Below are 16022 nucleotides of genomic sequence, written 5' to 3'. Positions count from 1 at the left end.
TTACGACAGCACCGAAGAAACCAGCAGCTGGGTGTAGGGGTGGTGCGGATCGTCCAGCACCCGATCGGTCAGGCCGCTCTCCACCACTTCGCCCTGTTTCATCACCAGCAGGCGGTGGGCCAGCAGCCGCGCCACGCCGAGATCGTGAGTGACGATCACCGCCGCCAGCTGCATCTCCACCACCAGGTTGCGCAGCAGATCGAGCAGGCGCGCCTGCACCGACACGTCCAGCCCGCCGGTTGGCTCATCCATAAACACCAGCTTGGGGTGGGTGACCAGATTGCGGGCGATCTGCAGCCGCTGCTGCATGCCGCCGGAGAAGGTGGTCGGCAGATCGTCGAGGCGCGACAGCGGGATTTCGACGTCTTCCAGCCACTGGCCGGCCTGGCGGCGAATGTCGCCATAGTGGCGCTGGCCGATGGCCATCAGCCGCTCGCCGATATTGCCGCCGGCGGAGACCTGCGGCCGCAGCCCGTCGAGCGGGTGCTGGTGCACCACGCCCCAGTCGGTGCGCAGCAGGCGGCGGCGATCGCTCTCCGCCATGGCGTACAGATCGTGTTCCTGGCCCGCCTGCGGGCGGTAAAGGATCTGCCCGCGCTGCGGCGCCAGCCGCGCCGAGATCGACTTCAGCAGCGTGGTTTTGCCGGAGCCGGATTCGCCGACGATGCCCAGCACTTCACCGGGGTAGATGTCGAACGACACGTCGCTGAAGCCCTTGCCGGGGGCGTACAGGTGGGTGAGCCGGTTCACCGACAGCAGCGGGGTGGTGCTCAAAGGGGGGGAAGTCATCAGTGCTGCGCCTCTTGCGAAGATTGCGCCAGCTGCTGCCGGCAGTAGTCGGTGTCCGAACAGACGAACATGCGGTTGCCCCGATCGTCGAGCACCACCTCGTCCAGGTAGCTGTGGCGCGAGCCGCACAGCGCGCAGGGTTCGTCCCACTGCTGCACGCTGAACGGATGGTCGTCGAAGTCCAGGCTCTCCACCTTGGTGAACGGCGGCAGGGCGTAGATGCGTTTCTCGCGCCCGGCGCCGAACAGCTGCAGCGCCGGCATCATGTGCATTTTCGGGTTGTCGAATTTCGGGATCGGCGACGGATCCATCACGTAGCGATCGTTGACCTTCACCGGGTAGGCGTAGGTGGTGGCGATATGGCCGTAGCGCGCGATGTCTTCATACAGCTTCACCTGCATCACGCCGTACTCCTCCAGCGCGTGCATCTTGCGGGTCTCGGTTTCGCGCGGTTCGATAAAGCGCAGCGGCTCCGGGATCGGCACCTGATAGATCAGGATCTGGTCTTCGCGCAGCGCGGTTTCCGGAATGCGGTGACGGGTTTGGATCAGCGTGGCCTCCGGCGTGCGTTCGGTGGTTTCCACCCCGGCGACGCGCTGGAAGAAGCGGCGGATCGACACCGCGTTGGTGGTGTCGTCGGCCCCTTGGTCTATCACCTTCAGCACGTCGGCGCGGCCAATGACGCTGGCGGTGAGCTGAATGCCGCCGGTGCCCCAGCCGTAGGGCATCGGCATATCGCGGCCGCCGAACGGCACCTGGTAGCCGGGGATCGCTACCGCCTTGAGGATGGCGCGGCGGATCATGCGCTTGGTCTGCTCGTCCAGATAACCGAGGTTATAGCCGGTCAATACTTCACTCATCGCGGGCCTCCTGGCGCTCGCTGTATTCCTGCCGCAGCCGCTTGAGCAGTTCCAGTTCAGCCTGGAAGTCGACGTAGTGCGGCAGCTTGAGATGGGAGACGAAGCCGGCGGCCTCGACGTTGTCGGCGTGGGCCAGCACGAACTCTTCGTCCTGCGCCGGGCCGGCGACGCCTTCGCCGTAGTCCGGGCTCTGCAATGCGCGATCCACCAACGCCATCGCCATCGCCTTACGCTCGGCGCGGCCGAACACCAGCCCGTAACCGCGGGTGAAGTGCGGCGGGTGGTCCTTGGGATCGACGAAGCCGTTGACCATTTCGCACTCGGTCAGCAGGATTTCGCCGATATCGATGGCGAAACCCAGCTCTTCAGGCACGATCTCCACCGAAACGTGGCCGGTGCGGATCTCGCCGGCGAACGGGTGGTTGCGGCCGTAACCGCGCTGGGTGGCGTAGCCGAGCGCCAGCAGAAAACCTTCGTCGCCGCGCACCAGCTGCTGCAGGCGCGCCGAGCGCGAGCAGGGGTAAACCGGCGGATTGCGGGTGATGTCGTCCGGCGCGCTGCCGTCGTCCTGTTCCTCCCGCGCCAGCTGCTGGCGACACAACAGATCAAACACGTGGCCGCAGTTGTCCGGCAGCGGTTCGTCGGCCTGCGGCGCGCGCGGCGCCTCGCCTTCCGCCAGCAGCGCGAAGTCCAGCAGCCGGTGGGTGTAGTCGTAGGTCGGTCCCAGCACCTGCCCGCCGGGCAAGTCCTTGTAAACCGCCGAGATGCGCCGCTCCAGCCGCATGCTTTCGCTGGCCAGCGGCTCGCTGACCGCCAGGCGCGGTAGGGTGGTGCGATAGGCACGCAGCAGGAAGATCGCCTCTACCAGATCGCCGCTGGCCTGTTTGATGGCCAGCGCCGCCAGCTCGCGATCGTAGATGCCGCCTTCGGTCATCACCCGATCCACCGCCAGCCCCAGCTGCTGTTCGATTTGTTCCGCGCCGAGCGCCGGCAGCGCCTCGTCGCCGCGCCGCAGCTGTTCCTGCAGCTGATGGGCGGCCTCAATGGCTTTTTCGCCCCCTTTTACCGCTACGTACATCAGCACACCTCCACGCGGGTGGTCCGCGGGATCGCCAGCAGGCGATCGCCGCAGGTCAGCAAGATATCCAGCCCGAGCGGGAAGCGCTGCGGACGGTTGACGAGATAATCCAGCAGCGCCGGCGGCAGGCGCGGCGCTATCAGGCGTTGGCTCTCGATGCCGGGGCCAGTCAGGCGCAGCGCGGCGCCGTTCTCCAGCTCAGCGAGCTGCACGATGACCGTAGCGCCGAACTCCGGCGAGATTTCGCTGCCGTGCGGCAACGCCTGCAGATCGGCGGCCTGCACGTGCTCATCGAACAGGGCAAAGCAGACCTCCTGCGCCGTGGCGGCCAGCGGCGCGCCGCTGTGAAAACGAATGTTGGTTAGCACTTGCTCACTTTTAAGCGCCGCACACAGCTGCAGCGGCGTTTCCTGATCGGCCAGCGTCAGCAGCGCGGCGGTGCTGGCGGCGTTCAGCGGCGCCCAGGCCGGGCCGTTCGGCAGCGTCACCCGGTGGCCCGGTTCGCTCAAGGCTTTAAGAATCAAACGGAAAGCGTGCTGCGATTGGTCTATCGGTTGTTCAAAACCGGTTAATAAACTCATGGCTTAATCCCCTCGCACCAGCGTAAAGAAGTCCACCCGGCTGGCGGCGATCGCCCGGGCGCGCAGCTGGCGCTGTTCGTGCTGCAGCGCGGCCAGCGGCGCGATCAGCTGTTGTTGCAGGCGTTCGCCGTGCTCCGGCTGTTGCAGCAGCGCATCGGCCAGCGCGCACAGCTCGGCGTGCGCCTTGTCGCGCCCGGCGATGTAGCTGTAGCCGTAGCCGCCGTTGTCCAGCTGCACCACCGCGCGGGTGACCGTCATGTCCCCCAGCACGAAGCGGCGGCCGGTGGCGCCCATGCGCCCCTGCAGCTGGGCCAGGCCGATCTCCGGCGCGCGGATGCTGCGGTAACCCGGGCTGAGGTTCAGCGCCTGCCAGTGGCTGCGCAGCTGCTCGGGCCGGCTGTGCGCCAGCACCGACATCCAGCGTTGTCTCGACTCTAAGGTGTGCATTCAGTGCTCCATCGTCAGTTCAATCATGTCGGCGCGGGCCAGGCTGACGGAGTATTCCGCCACGTCTTCGCCGCCGCTGCGGACGTTAAGGGTGCGCACGCACAGCAGCGGCGCGTGGGTGGCGATCTCCAGCAGCCGGCTCTCTTTGGCCTGCGCGCGGCGCGCGCTGATGCGCGTCTGGCGGCGGGCCAGCGGCTGCCGGAGGTGCTGTTCGATAAACTGGTGCAGCGAACCGCTGTGGAACTGCTGCAGCGCCGGCCACCAGTCCAGATCGGGCAGATAGTGGTCGATCACGCTCATCGGCACGCCGTTGACCCGGCGCAGGGTGCGCAGGTGGATCACCATTTCGCCTTCTTCACGCGAGAGCGCGCTGGCGACATGCCCATTGCACGGGCGCAAGACAGCGAGTAAGCGCTCACTGGTGGGGTGGCTGCCCTGCTCGAACAGGTTCTGGCTGAAGCGGGTGTTGGCGTGCAGCGGGTAGTCGTAAGGCCGCATCAGCACCAGAATGCCGACGCCGTGGCGGCGCTGCAGCCAGCCGCGCTCCACCAGCTGATCCACCGCGCGGCGCAGGGTGTGGCGATTGACCTGATAGCGCTCGGCCAACTGCTGTTCTGAAGGCAGGTAGTCGCCGCAGCGGTATTGCGTGCGCAGCTCCTGTTCCAGCTGCGCGGCGATCTGCTGATAGCGGGTGGGGTAAGTGGTCGGATGTCTAGATAACTCCATCATAATAAAAACCTCGTCATACCGATGGCTGTGCGATGAAGGCGGAAGCGGTGCGTTTCATCGGGCGTCTACCCTGTGGTTTTCAAGTTGGCATCATGGTGACGGGCGCAGATGACAATCGCGTTACGCCTCGGTGGCGAACAGATGAACTATTTAGGACAGCCCGAACGTGCACGAGCGGCGGCGGCGCGCTATGCTGGCGCCACTGTTGACTGACTCTGGCCGCTACCATGCCGCAATCTCTGAATGCCCCTGAACCCGCCCCACGCGCCTGGCCGCTGTGGAAACCGATCCTGTTTCTGCTGGTGGTGGCCGTCGGCCTCTACTACGTCAAATGGCAGCCTTACTACGGCAAGGCGTTCGTGGCGGCGGACAGCCACTCGATCGGCAAATCGATCCTGGCCGACGGCGCCGCAAGCCCCTGGCTGGCGGCCTGGCAGTACGCGCTGGTCTACTTCACCGCGGTGTGGAAGGCGGCGCTGCTCGGGGTGCTGTTAGGCTCGCTGGTACAGGTGCTGATCCCACGCGACTGGCTGGCGCGCACGCTTGGCCACCGGCGTTTTTCCGGCACCGTGCTGGGGGCGCTGATCGCGCTGCCGGGCATGATGTGCACCTGCTGCGCCGCACCGGTTGCCGCCGGCATGCGCCGCCAGTCGGTGTCCAGCGGCGCCGCGCTGGCCTTTTGGCTCGCCAACCCGGTATTGAACCCGGCGACGCTGGTGTTTATGGGGTTTGTGCTCGGTTGGCCGTTCGCTGCCATCCGCCTGGTGGCGGGTGTAGTGATGGTGCTGGGCATCGCCTGGCTGGTACAGCGCGTGACCGCCAACGACCCGCAGCCCGCCGCGCCGCTACCGCCGGTGATGACGGCGCAGAGCGATGAGCGGCCGTTCCTCGTCCGCTGGGGCAAAGCGCTGTGGGCGCTGTTTTGGTCGACCATCCCGATCTACGTGTTGGCGGTGCTGGCGCTGGGGGCGGCGCGGGTCTGGCTGTTCCCGCACGCCGACGGCGCCGTCGACAATAGCCTGCTGTGGATCATCGGCCTGGCGATCGTCGGCTGCCTGTTCGTTATCCCCACCGCGGCGGAAATCCCGATCGTACAGACCATGATGCTGGCGGGCATGGGCGCAGGCCCGGCGCTGGCGCTGCTGATGACCCTGCCGGCAGTCAGCCTGCCTTCGCTGCTGATGCTCAACAAGGCCTTCTCCGCCCGGGCGTTGTGCCTGACGGCGGCGCTGGTGGCGCTGTGCGGCGTACTGACCGGCGTGGTGGGGATGGGGTTGGTGTAACTTGCCGTTGCTGATGAGTGACCCCGTGCTGTCTCAAAGGAGGAGATGGAAATGGAACAGCGGAATAAACCTGAAAGGGACGTAGAGGCGATGTTGCTGGAGCAAGCGCTGTGTGAGAGGGTGAATGCCGCCCTTGAACGTTTAAGAAACGGCACCGCGGTTTATATAAGCCATTCGGAGGCAGAAAAACGAATGGCTTTATTTAATTAAAGCGAGAATCCGGGGCGTTATCGCTGAGTGTGTTGAGGGGGATTCATTCAGAGCTGTGCTGGTGGTTACTGCGGGTAGCTCCTGACAGTCGGTTTTGAGTGAGGAGCGGACATTGCTAACATCGCGGTATATTAATCATTGGGAAGCAGCTCTCAGGAAGTGGCCAGGCGCGTAACAGAGCATTTATGGCCCCGCCAACCTTGATAGCTTAATGTCTATCGATATCTGTATTTATTGAATGATTGTTCTTATGTGTTAAAGTTCTCGAGAGCTTTTTTAACGAGTTCATTACTCACACTGCGGATGGGTGACAGAATGAAAATCGATAAGCGTTCCGAGCTAAACCTGTTGTAAATCCTACCCACCCCCCCTTTTTGATGCATAATATTTTCACTCTGTTACTGACTAAAGGTCATAGAAGTTAACAACCCCTTGTTAGTCAGAGCATGGATTATCACTTAAGTGAATATGGAATAAATAAGGTTTACGAATGACGGTTCCAAACTCCGCAAGCTATCCCATTCCTGCTGATTGGCAAAATTTTGAGAGACTCTGCATCACTTTGATGAGCGAAATCTATGGTTGCAAGTTTCAGGCCTATGGCCGTAGCGGGCAGCGGCAGAACGGCGTAGATGCGCTAGGCATTCTTCCAAATGGAGATGTCATCGCAGTTCAGTGCAAAGGTAGGGATCAAGGTTATGGTAGTAGACTTAAGCCAAAGGATATTCATACCGCAGTTAGAGAAACTAAGAATTTCAAGAATAGAATCGCTCACTTCTACATTCTGTCGACCTGCCCAAATGATGTCGCTCTTGAAGATGAAGCCGTGCAGATTACCCAGTCGCATTTGCTTCAAGGACGCTTTCCGGTAACGTTTTGGGGGTGGCAGACACTTGAAAATCAAATTAGGAGGTATGAGTCTGTACAGCGGGAACATTTTGGGTATTGGTTCAAGCGTCCATCCACTCTACAGTGGGCAATACGAATTGCTATTGGATGTCTGTTGATTATTAGCAGTATTTATGTAGTTCATCAGTATCTGACTTATCACAATGCTCAGGTTGATCTCAGAGAGAACACGGATAAAGACATTTCTCAGTTTTTAACTCTAACCAATAAACTGGATCATGCATACAGCACATGTCTGAAGACCCTTGATGAAAAACCATTTTTATCATCATGGGAACTGGATACATTCTGTGCAAAACCAGTGTCAACATCACTGGGGAAAATTGAATCTCAAGTGAAAGAAACTGGGTTAAATATAGACGCGCGTGCTTTTGATAATCTGTCAGCTATTTTGAAGATATTTCGTGAAGATTATAGGCAAGTGCTGATTGCGTCTGACAGAACCCGTTCATTTGAAAAAAATGTGCTGCGTAATATGAAGGCTCTTTGTCCGCCATTCAAGGATAAAGGGATAATGGATCGTATGTTCATAGAGCTAAGAGAGCCTGCAGAAGCTGCACAAATAAGCCAGCTTGAGTTTTACTTTGTTCTCAGAGATTTCATAATGCCAAGTTTAGATGCGGTAAGGGCACAGGTTCTTGTCTCTACCAGGTATATAAATAACCAGCAGATACCACAAACCCTTATGGAAGAAGCAAAAAGACTGAACCAACTTATCAATGAAAGAAATAATTATAATATCGAACCACCACAGGTTCCATTTAGTCTGGCAGTAGTTAAGTCAATGAGCTCGCGGGCAATAACAATGACTGGAGAGATGCCAGACCAAGTAGAGGAGGCTCGTTGGGCCGATTTGATGTTAGGAAGTATGGCTCTTGCAATGGAGGGCAACCCAAAAGAGGTTGACGAATTGGTTCAGTGCGGGTTTTATAAATCAGAAACACCTAGTGTTATAAAAAATAGGAATCAAGAGAGGATTCTAAAATCACAAATTCAACAATTGGAATGAGAAGTAAAATATATTTTATTTTGAGGGTTATGCATTGCAAATAAAAGCCCCACAAGGAGCTAACATGTCTGGATCAAAATTATATATAAGTTTGAAGTAAGAGGTTGATGAGGTTGCCGAAAAGGCGATTGAAGTATTTTAATTATCTTATCAAAAACTGATCATTCAAGTCTTCATGACCCATTAATTAGATGGTGTGATTTTATTAATTCCGACCGTCGCTGTGCATTGGACCACATTCCCTCGCCTATGCTGGCAAGGCTGTAACAAGCACCTTCGGTGGTCATGTCAGCGCTCCGAATTGGGTCGGAATATGCACTTAATGTTTACGATTTGTGATCTGCTCACTAGTGATTACTACAAAATACTGTAACAACCTCAGCTCTGGCACAAAGCGGCCCACCAGATTAACTCCATACCGTAGCGCTGCCAGATCGAGTCTGTGCAGCTAGCTCATCGCAACCTATGCACTACCTGGTTGCTGCTGCCGCGCCAAATCAGCGCCGGGTCTTTCAAATCCTGCACGAACTTGCCGTCGATCAGCACGTTGATCCTGTCCACCACCTGCATTTGCTGTGCGTCCAGCTCCGCCAGCCGGTAGCCGGTCCACAGCCAGATATCCTTGCCGGGGCACTCGGCGCGCACCCGTTTCACCAGCGTTAAGATGCTCGGCACGTTGGCCGGGTGCAGCGGATCGCCGCCGGAGAGCGACAGCCCCTGGCGCGGCACGCGCGTATCGTTCAGATCGGCAATGATGCGGTCTTCCAGCGCCGGGGTAAACGGCTGACCGGAGTTGAGCCGCCAGGTGCTTTTGTTGTAGCAACCGGGGCACTGGTGCACGCAGCCGGCGACAAACAGCGTGCAGCGGGTGCCGGGGCCGTTGACCACGTCGATTGGATAGTACTGGTGATAGTTCATCGTTCGTCTTCTGGCTGGAGGGCCCGGCAAGCCGAGCCCTGAGCGGATTAACCAAGCTGCCCATTACCGAGGTGTTTCACCCGGCGTTTCACCTCTTCCTGTTTGCCAGCGTTGAACGGCCGGGCATCGGGGCTGCCGAGATAGCCGCACACCCGGCGGGTGACCGAGACCTTGGCCGAGTCGTGGTTGCCGCATTTCGGGCAGGTGAAGCCTTTGCTGGTGCAGGAGAATTCACCGGTGAAGCCGCATGCGTAGCACTCGTCGATCGGCGTGTTGGTGCCGTAGTAAGGCACCCGGGTGTAGCTGTAGTCCCATACATCTTCCAGCGCCTTCAGGTTGTGCTGCAGGTTCGGGTATTCGCCGTAGCAGATGAAGCCGCCGCTGGCCAACGGCGGGTAGGGCGCTTCGAAGTCCAGCTTGTCGTACGGATTGACCTTCTTCTCCACGTCGAGGTGGAAGCTGTTGGTGTAATAGCCCTTGTCGGTGACGCCCGGCACCACGCCGAAATCGGCGGTGTCCAGCCGGCAGAAGCGATCGCACAGGTTCTCGCTCGGCGTGCTGTAGAGGCTGAAGCCGTAGCCGGTCTCGTCTTTCCAGGCGTCGACGGCGGCGCGCAGCCGTGCGACGATCGCCACCGCTTTGGCGCGCAGCGCCTCGTCGTCATACACGTGGTTTTCGCCGCCGAACAGCGCGTTGATGGTCTCGTGCAGGCCGATATAGCCCAGCGAAATTGAAGCGCGGCCGTGCTTGAAGATATCGGCGATGTTGTCGTCGGCCTTGAGCCGCACGCCGCAGGCGCCTTCCATGTACAAGATTGGCGCCACCCGCGCCTTGATGCCTTCCAGCCGGGCGATGCGCGTCATCAGCGCCTTTTTCGCCAGCTGCAGGCGCTGATCCAGCAGCGTCCAGAAGCGCGACTCATCGCCCATCGCCTCCAGCGCGATGCGCGGCAGGTTGAGGCTGATGACGCCGATGTTGTTGCGGCCGTCGTGCACCAGTTCGCCGTCCTGCTCGTAGGTGCCGAGGAAGCTGCGGCAGCCCATCGGCGTTTTGAACGAGCCGGTGACTTTAACCACCTGATCGTAGTTGAGGATATCCGGGTACATGCGCTTGCTGGCGCACTCCAGCGCCAGCTGTTTGATGTCGTAGTTCGGATCGCCGTACTGGTGGTTGAGGCCGTCGCGGATGGCGAACACCAGTTTGGGGAACACGGCGGTCTTGCGGTTTTTGCCCAGCCCGGCGATGCGGTTTTTCAGGATCGAGCGCTGGATCAGGCGCGACTCCCAGCTGGTGCCGAGGCCGAAGCCGAAGGTGACGAACGGCGTCTGGCCGTTGGCGGTGTGCAGGGTGTTGACCTCGTACTCCAGCGATTGGAAGGCGTCGTAACACTCTTTCTCGGTGCGCGCCATGGCATAGCCTTTGGCGTCCGGGATCTGCCACTCTTCCGCCACCTGCAGGTGTTTGCGGAAGCTCTCGTCGACGAACGGCGCCAGAATTTCATCGATGCGGTTGATGGTGGTGCCGCCATAGATATGGCTGGCGACCTGGGCGATGATCTGTGCGGTCACGGCGGTGGCGGTGGAGATCGACTTCGGCGGCTCGATTTCGGCGTTGCCCATCTTGAAGCCGTTGGTCAGCATGCCTTTCAGATCGATCAGCATGCAGTTGAACATCGGGAAGAACGGCGAGTAGTCGAGATCGTGGTAGTGAATTTCGCCGCGTTCATGGGCCAGCACCACGTCGCGCGGCAGGATGTGCTGCTTGGCGTAGTGTTTGGCGACGATGCCCGCCAGCAGGTCGCGCTGGGTGGGGATCACCTTGCTGTCCTTGTTGGCGTTTTCGTTCAGCAGCGCGCGGTTGCTCTGCTCGACCAGGCCGCGAATTTCCTGGTTCAGGCGGCCGCGCAGCTCGCGCGCCACGTCGCGATCGTGGCGGTATTCGATATAGGCGCGCGCCAGCTGCTTGTATTCGCCGGCCATCAGCTGGTTTTCCACCGCCTGCTGGATCTCGTGGATATCGACGCGTGGCTGCTGCTCCATGCGCTGAGCGACCACGCGGGCGACGGTGGCGCAGTAGTCGGCGTCGACCACGCCCACCGCCAGCGCGGCGCGCTCGATGGCCTGCGCAATGCGCGCTTCGTCAAAAGGTACCTGGCAACCGTCCCGCTTAATCACTACTGGTTTCACGTTGTACTCCTTGTTCCCCGAGGGAGCGTTGATACCCGCCTGACGCGGCGAGCAACCGTCAAATTTCGCTTATCCACAGGGCAAAGCCGCAGCGCGCAAGGGCTGTGGCGGCGTGTGGATGATTTTGTGGATAACTACTATATATAGGTGTTCGTAATTCTTTATGCACTATATATAGATATTGGCGCGATTCTTTTGATGTAGAACAAGGAAAACGGAAGAGCGTGCGCAAGCTGAACAGTCGTCAATCGCCCGTCGGCCGATCGCGAAAATGTTCCAGTAGAAAATCGACCCAAACGCGCACCCGCGGCGGCAGATCCGCCGAAGCGTAATAGAGCCACAGCTGCACCGGGCGCGGCCAGCATTGCGCCAGCACCGGCCGCAGTGTGCCTTGCTCGAAGTGCTTTTCAACGTACCAGCGCGCCAGGTTGACGATACCGAGCCCGGCCAGCGCCGCATCCAGCAACATCTCCGGCCGGCTGGCCACCAGCCGGCCGTTCAGATCCAGCGCCAGCGTTTCGCCCTGATGGCGCAGCTGCCATTTGACGTGGCGGCCGTTGGCCGGGTTGCGGTGCAGCAGGCAGTCGTGGCGCAGCAGATCGTGCGGCGTTTGCGGTTCACCGCACCGTGCCAGATAGTCCGGCGACGCCGCCAGCACCATGTGCATCGGGTAGAGCGGGCGGGCCACCAGCCGGCTGTCGGGATCGACCCGGCTGCCGATGCCGACGTCGAAGCCTTCGCCCACCAGATTTACCACCCGGGCATCCAGCGACAGATCGAGATCGATCTGCGGATAGCGCGCCAGAAATTGCGGGATCAACGGCATCAGCATCCGGCGGCCGAAGCCGGGGATCATCGTGACGCGCACCACCCCGGCCGGCGCCTGCCGTTCGCCGCCGGCGCTCTCCAGCGTCGCCGCCAATGCCTGCCACAGCGGCGCTACCTGCGCCAGCAGCGCTTTGCCCTCGTCGGTCAGCAGCACGTTGTGGGTGTTGCGCTGAAACAGCCGCAGCGCCAGCTTCTCTTCCAGCGCGCGGATGTTTTTGCTGACCGCCGCCGGCGTCACGCCCAGCTGGCGGGCGGCGGCGGAGAAATTTTGCGCCTGCGCGGCGGCGAGGAAGGCCGGCAACAGGCGGTGTACGTCAAAGGGCAGCGACATAGTGGTTGATACTTTCAGTTGAAATTGAAGTGACCTCTAACAGCCTACACCCGCCGCGGCGGAAATGGAAAAATGCCTCATCTTCTTATGACCGAGGAATCATGTATGTCGCGCATTTTAGTGTTAACCGCCCACCGCACCCCCGACGAGTCGCGCATCAACAAAGCGCTGATCGCGGCGCTGAGCTCGTTGCCCAACGTTACCGTTCACGAACTGATCCGCGCTTACCCGGATTACCGCATCGACGTGGCGCGCGAGCAGGAACTGCTGCAGAGCCATGATGCGGTAGTGATGTTGTTCCCGTTTTACTGGTACAGCTCGCCGGCGATCCTCAGCGAATGGCAGGATGCGGTATTAACCTACGGTTTCGCCTACGGCAGCGAAGGCACCCAACTGCACGGCAAACCGCTGCAGCTGGTGGTGAGCACCGGCGGCAACGCGCAGGCCTATACGGCGGAAGGATATAACCGTTATCCGGTGCAGGATCTGCTGCTGCCGTTCCACGCCATGGCCAACCTGACCGGCATGGATTATCTGCCGCCGCATCTGGTGCAGGGCGTGTTCGACATGAGCGATGAACGCCTGGCGCAAGAGGCCGCCGGGGTGGTAGCGCTGCTGGGGAAATGGTAGGGCGCAGCGCTCGCCGCGCCCTGCGGGGTCAGTCTTCGAGCAGCCACCACACCGCTTCGAACGGCCGCAGCGTCAGCGCCTGCGGCTGGTCTGCCGAGTCGCTGTAGTTGCTCATCAGCGGGCGCCACTGGGCGGAAGGCTCCACGCCCGCCGCCGCCCAGGCCTGCGGCTCGCGGCTCAGGTTGGCCGCTACCAGCAGGCGCTGGCCGTTCCAGCTGCGCTGATAGCACCACAGCGCCGGGTGTTCCGGCGCCAGATCCTGATAGTCGCCGTGGGTCAGCAGCGGGTACTGCTTGCGCAGGGTGATCAGCTGGCGGTAGGCGTAAAACACCGAGTCGAGGTCGGCCAGCGCCGCTTCGGCGTTGATCTGCGGGTAGTTCTCTGCGCAGCCGATCCACGGCGTGCCGGTGGTGAAACCGGCGTGCGGCGCGGCGCTCCACTGCATCGGCGTACGGCCGTTGTCGCGCGATTTGTCGGCCAGGATTGCCAGCAGTTCGGCGTCGCTGCGGCCCTGAGCGCGCAGTTCAGCGTACATGTTCAGGCTTTCCACGTCGCGATACTGTTCAATGGCGCGGAAGCCGGGGTTGGTCATGCCAATCTCTTCACCCTGGTAGATATAAGGCGTGCCCTGCATGCCGTGCAGCACCATCGCCAGCATTTTGGCGGCTGGCAGCCGCAGTGCGCCTTCATCGCCGAAGCGTGACACGATGCGCGGCTGATCGTGGTTGCACCAGAACAGCGCGTTCCAGGCGCGGTTATGCATTCCTTGCTGCCAGTGGCGGAAGATCTGCTTCAGCTCCACGTAATCCGGCGCCGCCCGCGTCCATTTTTCGCCGCCGGCGTAGTCCACCTTCAGATGGTGGAAGTTGAAGGTCATCGACAGCTCTTCGCCGCTCTGCGCAGCGTATTGCTGGCAATGCTCGAGCGTGGTGGAGGACATCTCGCCCACCGTCATCAGGCCGCGCGGCTGGAACACGTCGCGGCTCATCTCCTGCAGGAACTCGTGGATGCGCGGGCCGTCGGTGTAGAAGCGGCGGCCGTCGCCCTGGCTGTCGGACGGGAAATCCTGCTGTTTGGACACCAGGTTGATCACGTCGAGGCGCAGGCCGTCGACGCCTTTGTCCGCCCAGAACTGACAAACTTTCTTCAGCTCTTCGCGCACCGGCGGGTGTTCCCAGTTGAGATCCGCCTGCTCGGCGGCGAACAGGTGCAGGTAGTACTGGCCGCTGTCGGCGTGCCACTGCCAGGCGTTGCCGCCGAACTTGGAACGCCAGTTGTTCGGCGGCGTATCGCCTTCGCCGTCGCGCCAGACGTAGAACTGGCGATACGGGCTGTGGCGATCCTGCGCGGCCTTGAACCACGGGTGCTCGGTCGAGGTGTGGTTGAACACCATGTCCATCACGATGCGGATGCCGCGCTGGTGGGCGGCGGCGACCAACTGCTCGAAGTCCGCCATCGTGCCGTAAGCCGGATCGATGGCGCAGTAGTCCGCCACGTCATAGCCATTGTCCACCTGCGGCGATACGTAGACCGGCGTCAGCCAGATGGCGTCGACGCCCAGCTCCTGCAGATAGTCCAGCCGCCGGGTCACGCCGGCCAAATCGCCGTAGCCGTTGCCGGTGCTGTCCTGAAAACTCTTCGGATAAATTTGGTAGATGACGCCGTTCTGCCACCAGGGGGTTGGGTTGCTCATAGATCAATACCTTTGAATCGTGACAACGAGCCTGCGCGAGCAGGCTCCTACATTCATCTTGCGTGAATCAAACCGGCAGCTCGCCGCGGGCGGCCTTGCGTTTGTAGACCATGATGGTCAGCACCAGCGGGATGACGATCGCCACCAGAATCGCCAGCGAGTAAATCAGCCAGAACTGCGGTTTGATAGACAGAATGCCCGGCAGGCCGCCGACGCCGATGCCGTTGGCCATCACGCCGTCCAGGCCGCAGATAAGGCCCGCGATCGCGGAGCCGATCATCGCGCACAGCATCGGGAAGCGGTATTTGAGGTTGATGCCGTACATCGCCGGTTCGGTTACGCCGAGGTAGGCGGAGATCGCCGCCGGCACCGAGATTTCACGTTCGTTGGCCTTTCGGCTGATGATGATGATGCCGAGCACCGCCGAGGCCTGCGCGATGTTGGACAGCGCAATCAGCGGCCATACCGGGGTGCCGCCCATGCTCTGGATCATCTGCATGTCGATAGCCAGCGTGGTCTGGTGCACGCCGGTGATCACCAGCGGCGCATACAGGAAGCCGAACAGCGCGGCGCCCACCGGGGCGAAGCTGCCGGTCATCACCGCTTTCACTGCCCAGGCGACGCCGTCGCCGATCATGCGGCCGAACGGCCCGATCAGCGCGTGGGCCAGGAACACCGCCAGCAGCAGCGAGACCACCGGCACCACCACCAGATAGAGATAGTCGGGGACGATCTTTTTCAGCCGGGTTTCGATCCAGCCCAGCGCCATCCCCGCCAGGATTGACGGGATCACCTGCGCCTGATAACCCACTTTCTGGATCACGAACCAGCCGAAGTTCCACACTTCCGGCGTTTGCTGGCCGAGCAGGTAGGAGTTCATCAGCTGCGGTGACACCAGGGTGACGCCCAGCACGATGCCGAGCACCGGGGTGCCGCCCATCTTTTTCACCGTCGACCAACAGATGGCCACCGGCAGGAACATGAAGATCGCTTCACCGAGCAGCCACAGGAAGTCGTAAACGGTTTTCCACGCCGGGTGCATCTGCGCCAGCGTTTGGCCGCCGGACATCGGGATGTCGCCGATCACGTTGCGGAAGCCGAGGATCAGACCGCCGCTGATCAGCGCCGGCAGCAGCGGGAAGAAGATCTCGGCGAAGTGGGAGATGGTGCGCTCGGTCCAGGTCATGTTCTGGCGGGCGGCTACCTTGGCCTGCTCCTTGTCGGCCTCGTTGACGCCGGTGCTGGCGATCAGCGCCTGATAGTAGTCGCCGACGTCGGTGCCGATCACCACCTGGAACTGCCCGGCGTTGGTGAAGCAGCCTTTGACCATCGGCAGCTCTTCGATTTCCTTTGGGCTGGCCTTGCTGGGGTCATTGAGGACGAAACGCAGCCGGGTGATGCAATGGCTGACGGTGGCGATGTTCTCGCGGCCGCCGACCAAAACAATCAGGCGATCAATATCCTGCTGTTTTACTTTGCTCATTATGGGATACCTGCAGAGGTGTTGACTGAGTAATGATCAAAGCTTAGCCACTCGGCAT

The 16022-nt window shown here is 60.9% G+C and carries 15 protein-coding genes; 4 read left to right on the top strand and 11 right to left on the bottom strand.

Going from position 1 to position 16022, the window contains the following annotated elements:
- From phnK to phnF, 6 genes are read right to left on the bottom strand one after another with little or no spacing between them, the layout of a single operon-like run.
- On the bottom strand, positions 1-789 hold the full coding sequence (phnK, locus tag L085_RS01780; RefSeq protein WP_044029851.1) for a phosphonate C-P lyase system protein PhnK: 789 nt from the start codon (positions 787-789) through the stop codon (positions 1-3).
- Positions 789-1649, bottom strand: a complete 861-nt coding sequence (locus L085_RS01775; protein ID WP_044029850.1) for an alpha-D-ribose 1-methylphosphonate 5-phosphate C-P-lyase PhnJ — start codon at positions 1647-1649, stop codon at positions 789-791. Before L085_RS01775 ends, phnK begins: the two co-directional genes overlap by 1 nt.
- On the bottom strand, positions 1642-2727 hold the full coding sequence (locus tag L085_RS01770) for a carbon-phosphorus lyase complex subunit PhnI (protein ID WP_044029848.1): 1086 nt from the start codon (positions 2725-2727) through the stop codon (positions 1642-1644). Before L085_RS01770 ends, L085_RS01775 begins: the two co-directional genes overlap by 8 nt.
- Entirely contained in the window at positions 2727-3308 is a 582-nt protein-coding gene (gene phnH, locus L085_RS01765) for a phosphonate C-P lyase system protein PhnH (RefSeq protein WP_044029847.1), read from the bottom strand. Before phnH ends, L085_RS01770 begins: the two co-directional genes overlap by 1 nt.
- A gap of 3 nt (positions 3309-3311) precedes the next feature.
- Complete coding sequence (gene phnG, locus L085_RS01760) at positions 3312-3755, bottom strand: phosphonate C-P lyase system protein PhnG (protein WP_044029846.1); 444 nt, start codon at positions 3753-3755, stop codon at positions 3312-3314.
- Positions 3756-4484, bottom strand: a complete 729-nt coding sequence (gene phnF, locus L085_RS01755; protein WP_044029844.1) for a phosphonate metabolism transcriptional regulator PhnF — start codon at positions 4482-4484, stop codon at positions 3756-3758. It lies immediately after the preceding gene.
- A gap of 227 nt (positions 4485-4711) precedes the next feature.
- On the opposite strand from phnF, the gene L085_RS01750 reads away from it, so the two are divergent.
- The 3 genes from L085_RS01750 to L085_RS01745 all read left to right on the top strand — a co-directional run bounded on the left by L085_RS01750 (position 4712) and on the right by L085_RS01745 (position 7895).
- Positions 4712-5767 (top strand): permease, encoded by a 1056-nt coding sequence (locus L085_RS01750; protein WP_044029843.1) that lies wholly within the window; start codon positions 4712-4714, stop codon positions 5765-5767.
- A gap of 45 nt (positions 5768-5812) precedes the next feature.
- Positions 5813-5977, top strand: coding sequence for a hypothetical protein (locus tag L085_RS25495; RefSeq protein ID WP_158499079.1), 165 nt, complete (start codon positions 5813-5815; stop codon positions 5975-5977).
- A gap of 490 nt (positions 5978-6467) precedes the next feature.
- On the top strand, positions 6468-7895 hold the full coding sequence (locus tag L085_RS01745; protein WP_044029842.1) for a hypothetical protein: 1428 nt from the start codon (positions 6468-6470) through the stop codon (positions 7893-7895).
- Between the two features lie 453 nt (positions 7896-8348).
- Here L085_RS01745 and nrdG read toward each other — a convergent pair whose 3' ends face one another.
- From nrdG to L085_RS01730, 3 genes are all read right to left on the bottom strand, one after another.
- Entirely contained in the window at positions 8349-8813 is a 465-nt protein-coding gene (gene nrdG / locus L085_RS01740; protein WP_033636852.1) for an anaerobic ribonucleoside-triphosphate reductase-activating protein, read from the bottom strand.
- 47 nt (positions 8814-8860) lie between these two features.
- Complete coding sequence (gene nrdD / locus L085_RS01735) at positions 8861-10999, bottom strand: anaerobic ribonucleoside-triphosphate reductase (RefSeq protein ID WP_044029841.1); 2139 nt, start codon at positions 10997-10999, stop codon at positions 8861-8863.
- Between the two features lie 244 nt (positions 11000-11243).
- Positions 11244-12158, bottom strand: a complete 915-nt coding sequence (locus L085_RS01730; protein WP_044029840.1) for a LysR family transcriptional regulator — start codon at positions 12156-12158, stop codon at positions 11244-11246.
- A 105-nt stretch (positions 12159-12263) separates the two neighbouring features.
- Between L085_RS01730 and L085_RS01725 the strand changes: the two genes are divergently transcribed.
- The gene (locus L085_RS01725; RefSeq protein ID WP_044029839.1) at positions 12264-12788 is read left to right on the top strand and encodes an NAD(P)H-dependent oxidoreductase; all 525 of its coding nucleotides are present in this window, start codon (positions 12264-12266) and stop codon (positions 12786-12788) included.
- 28 nt (positions 12789-12816) lie between these two features.
- Here the strand turns inward: L085_RS01725 and treC are convergent, their stop codons facing one another.
- Complete coding sequence (gene treC, locus L085_RS01720; protein ID WP_044029838.1) at positions 12817-14481, bottom strand: alpha,alpha-phosphotrehalase; 1665 nt, start codon at positions 14479-14481, stop codon at positions 12817-12819.
- Between the two features lie 67 nt (positions 14482-14548).
- Positions 14549-15964 carry a PTS trehalose transporter subunit IIBC gene (treB, locus tag L085_RS01715; protein WP_019453304.1) on the bottom strand — a complete coding sequence of 472 codons (1416 nt, stop codon included), beginning with the start codon at positions 15962-15964 and terminating at the stop codon, positions 14549-14551.
- Positions 15965-16022: the final 58 nt, after the last annotated feature.

The organism is Serratia sp. FS14 (genome assembly GCF_000695995.1).
Classification (GTDB): domain Bacteria; phylum Pseudomonadota; class Gammaproteobacteria; order Enterobacterales; family Enterobacteriaceae; genus Serratia; species Serratia nematodiphila.
The sequence above is the reverse complement of the archived record's forward strand: the minus strand, read 5'-3'. Positions and strand labels throughout refer to the sequence as shown.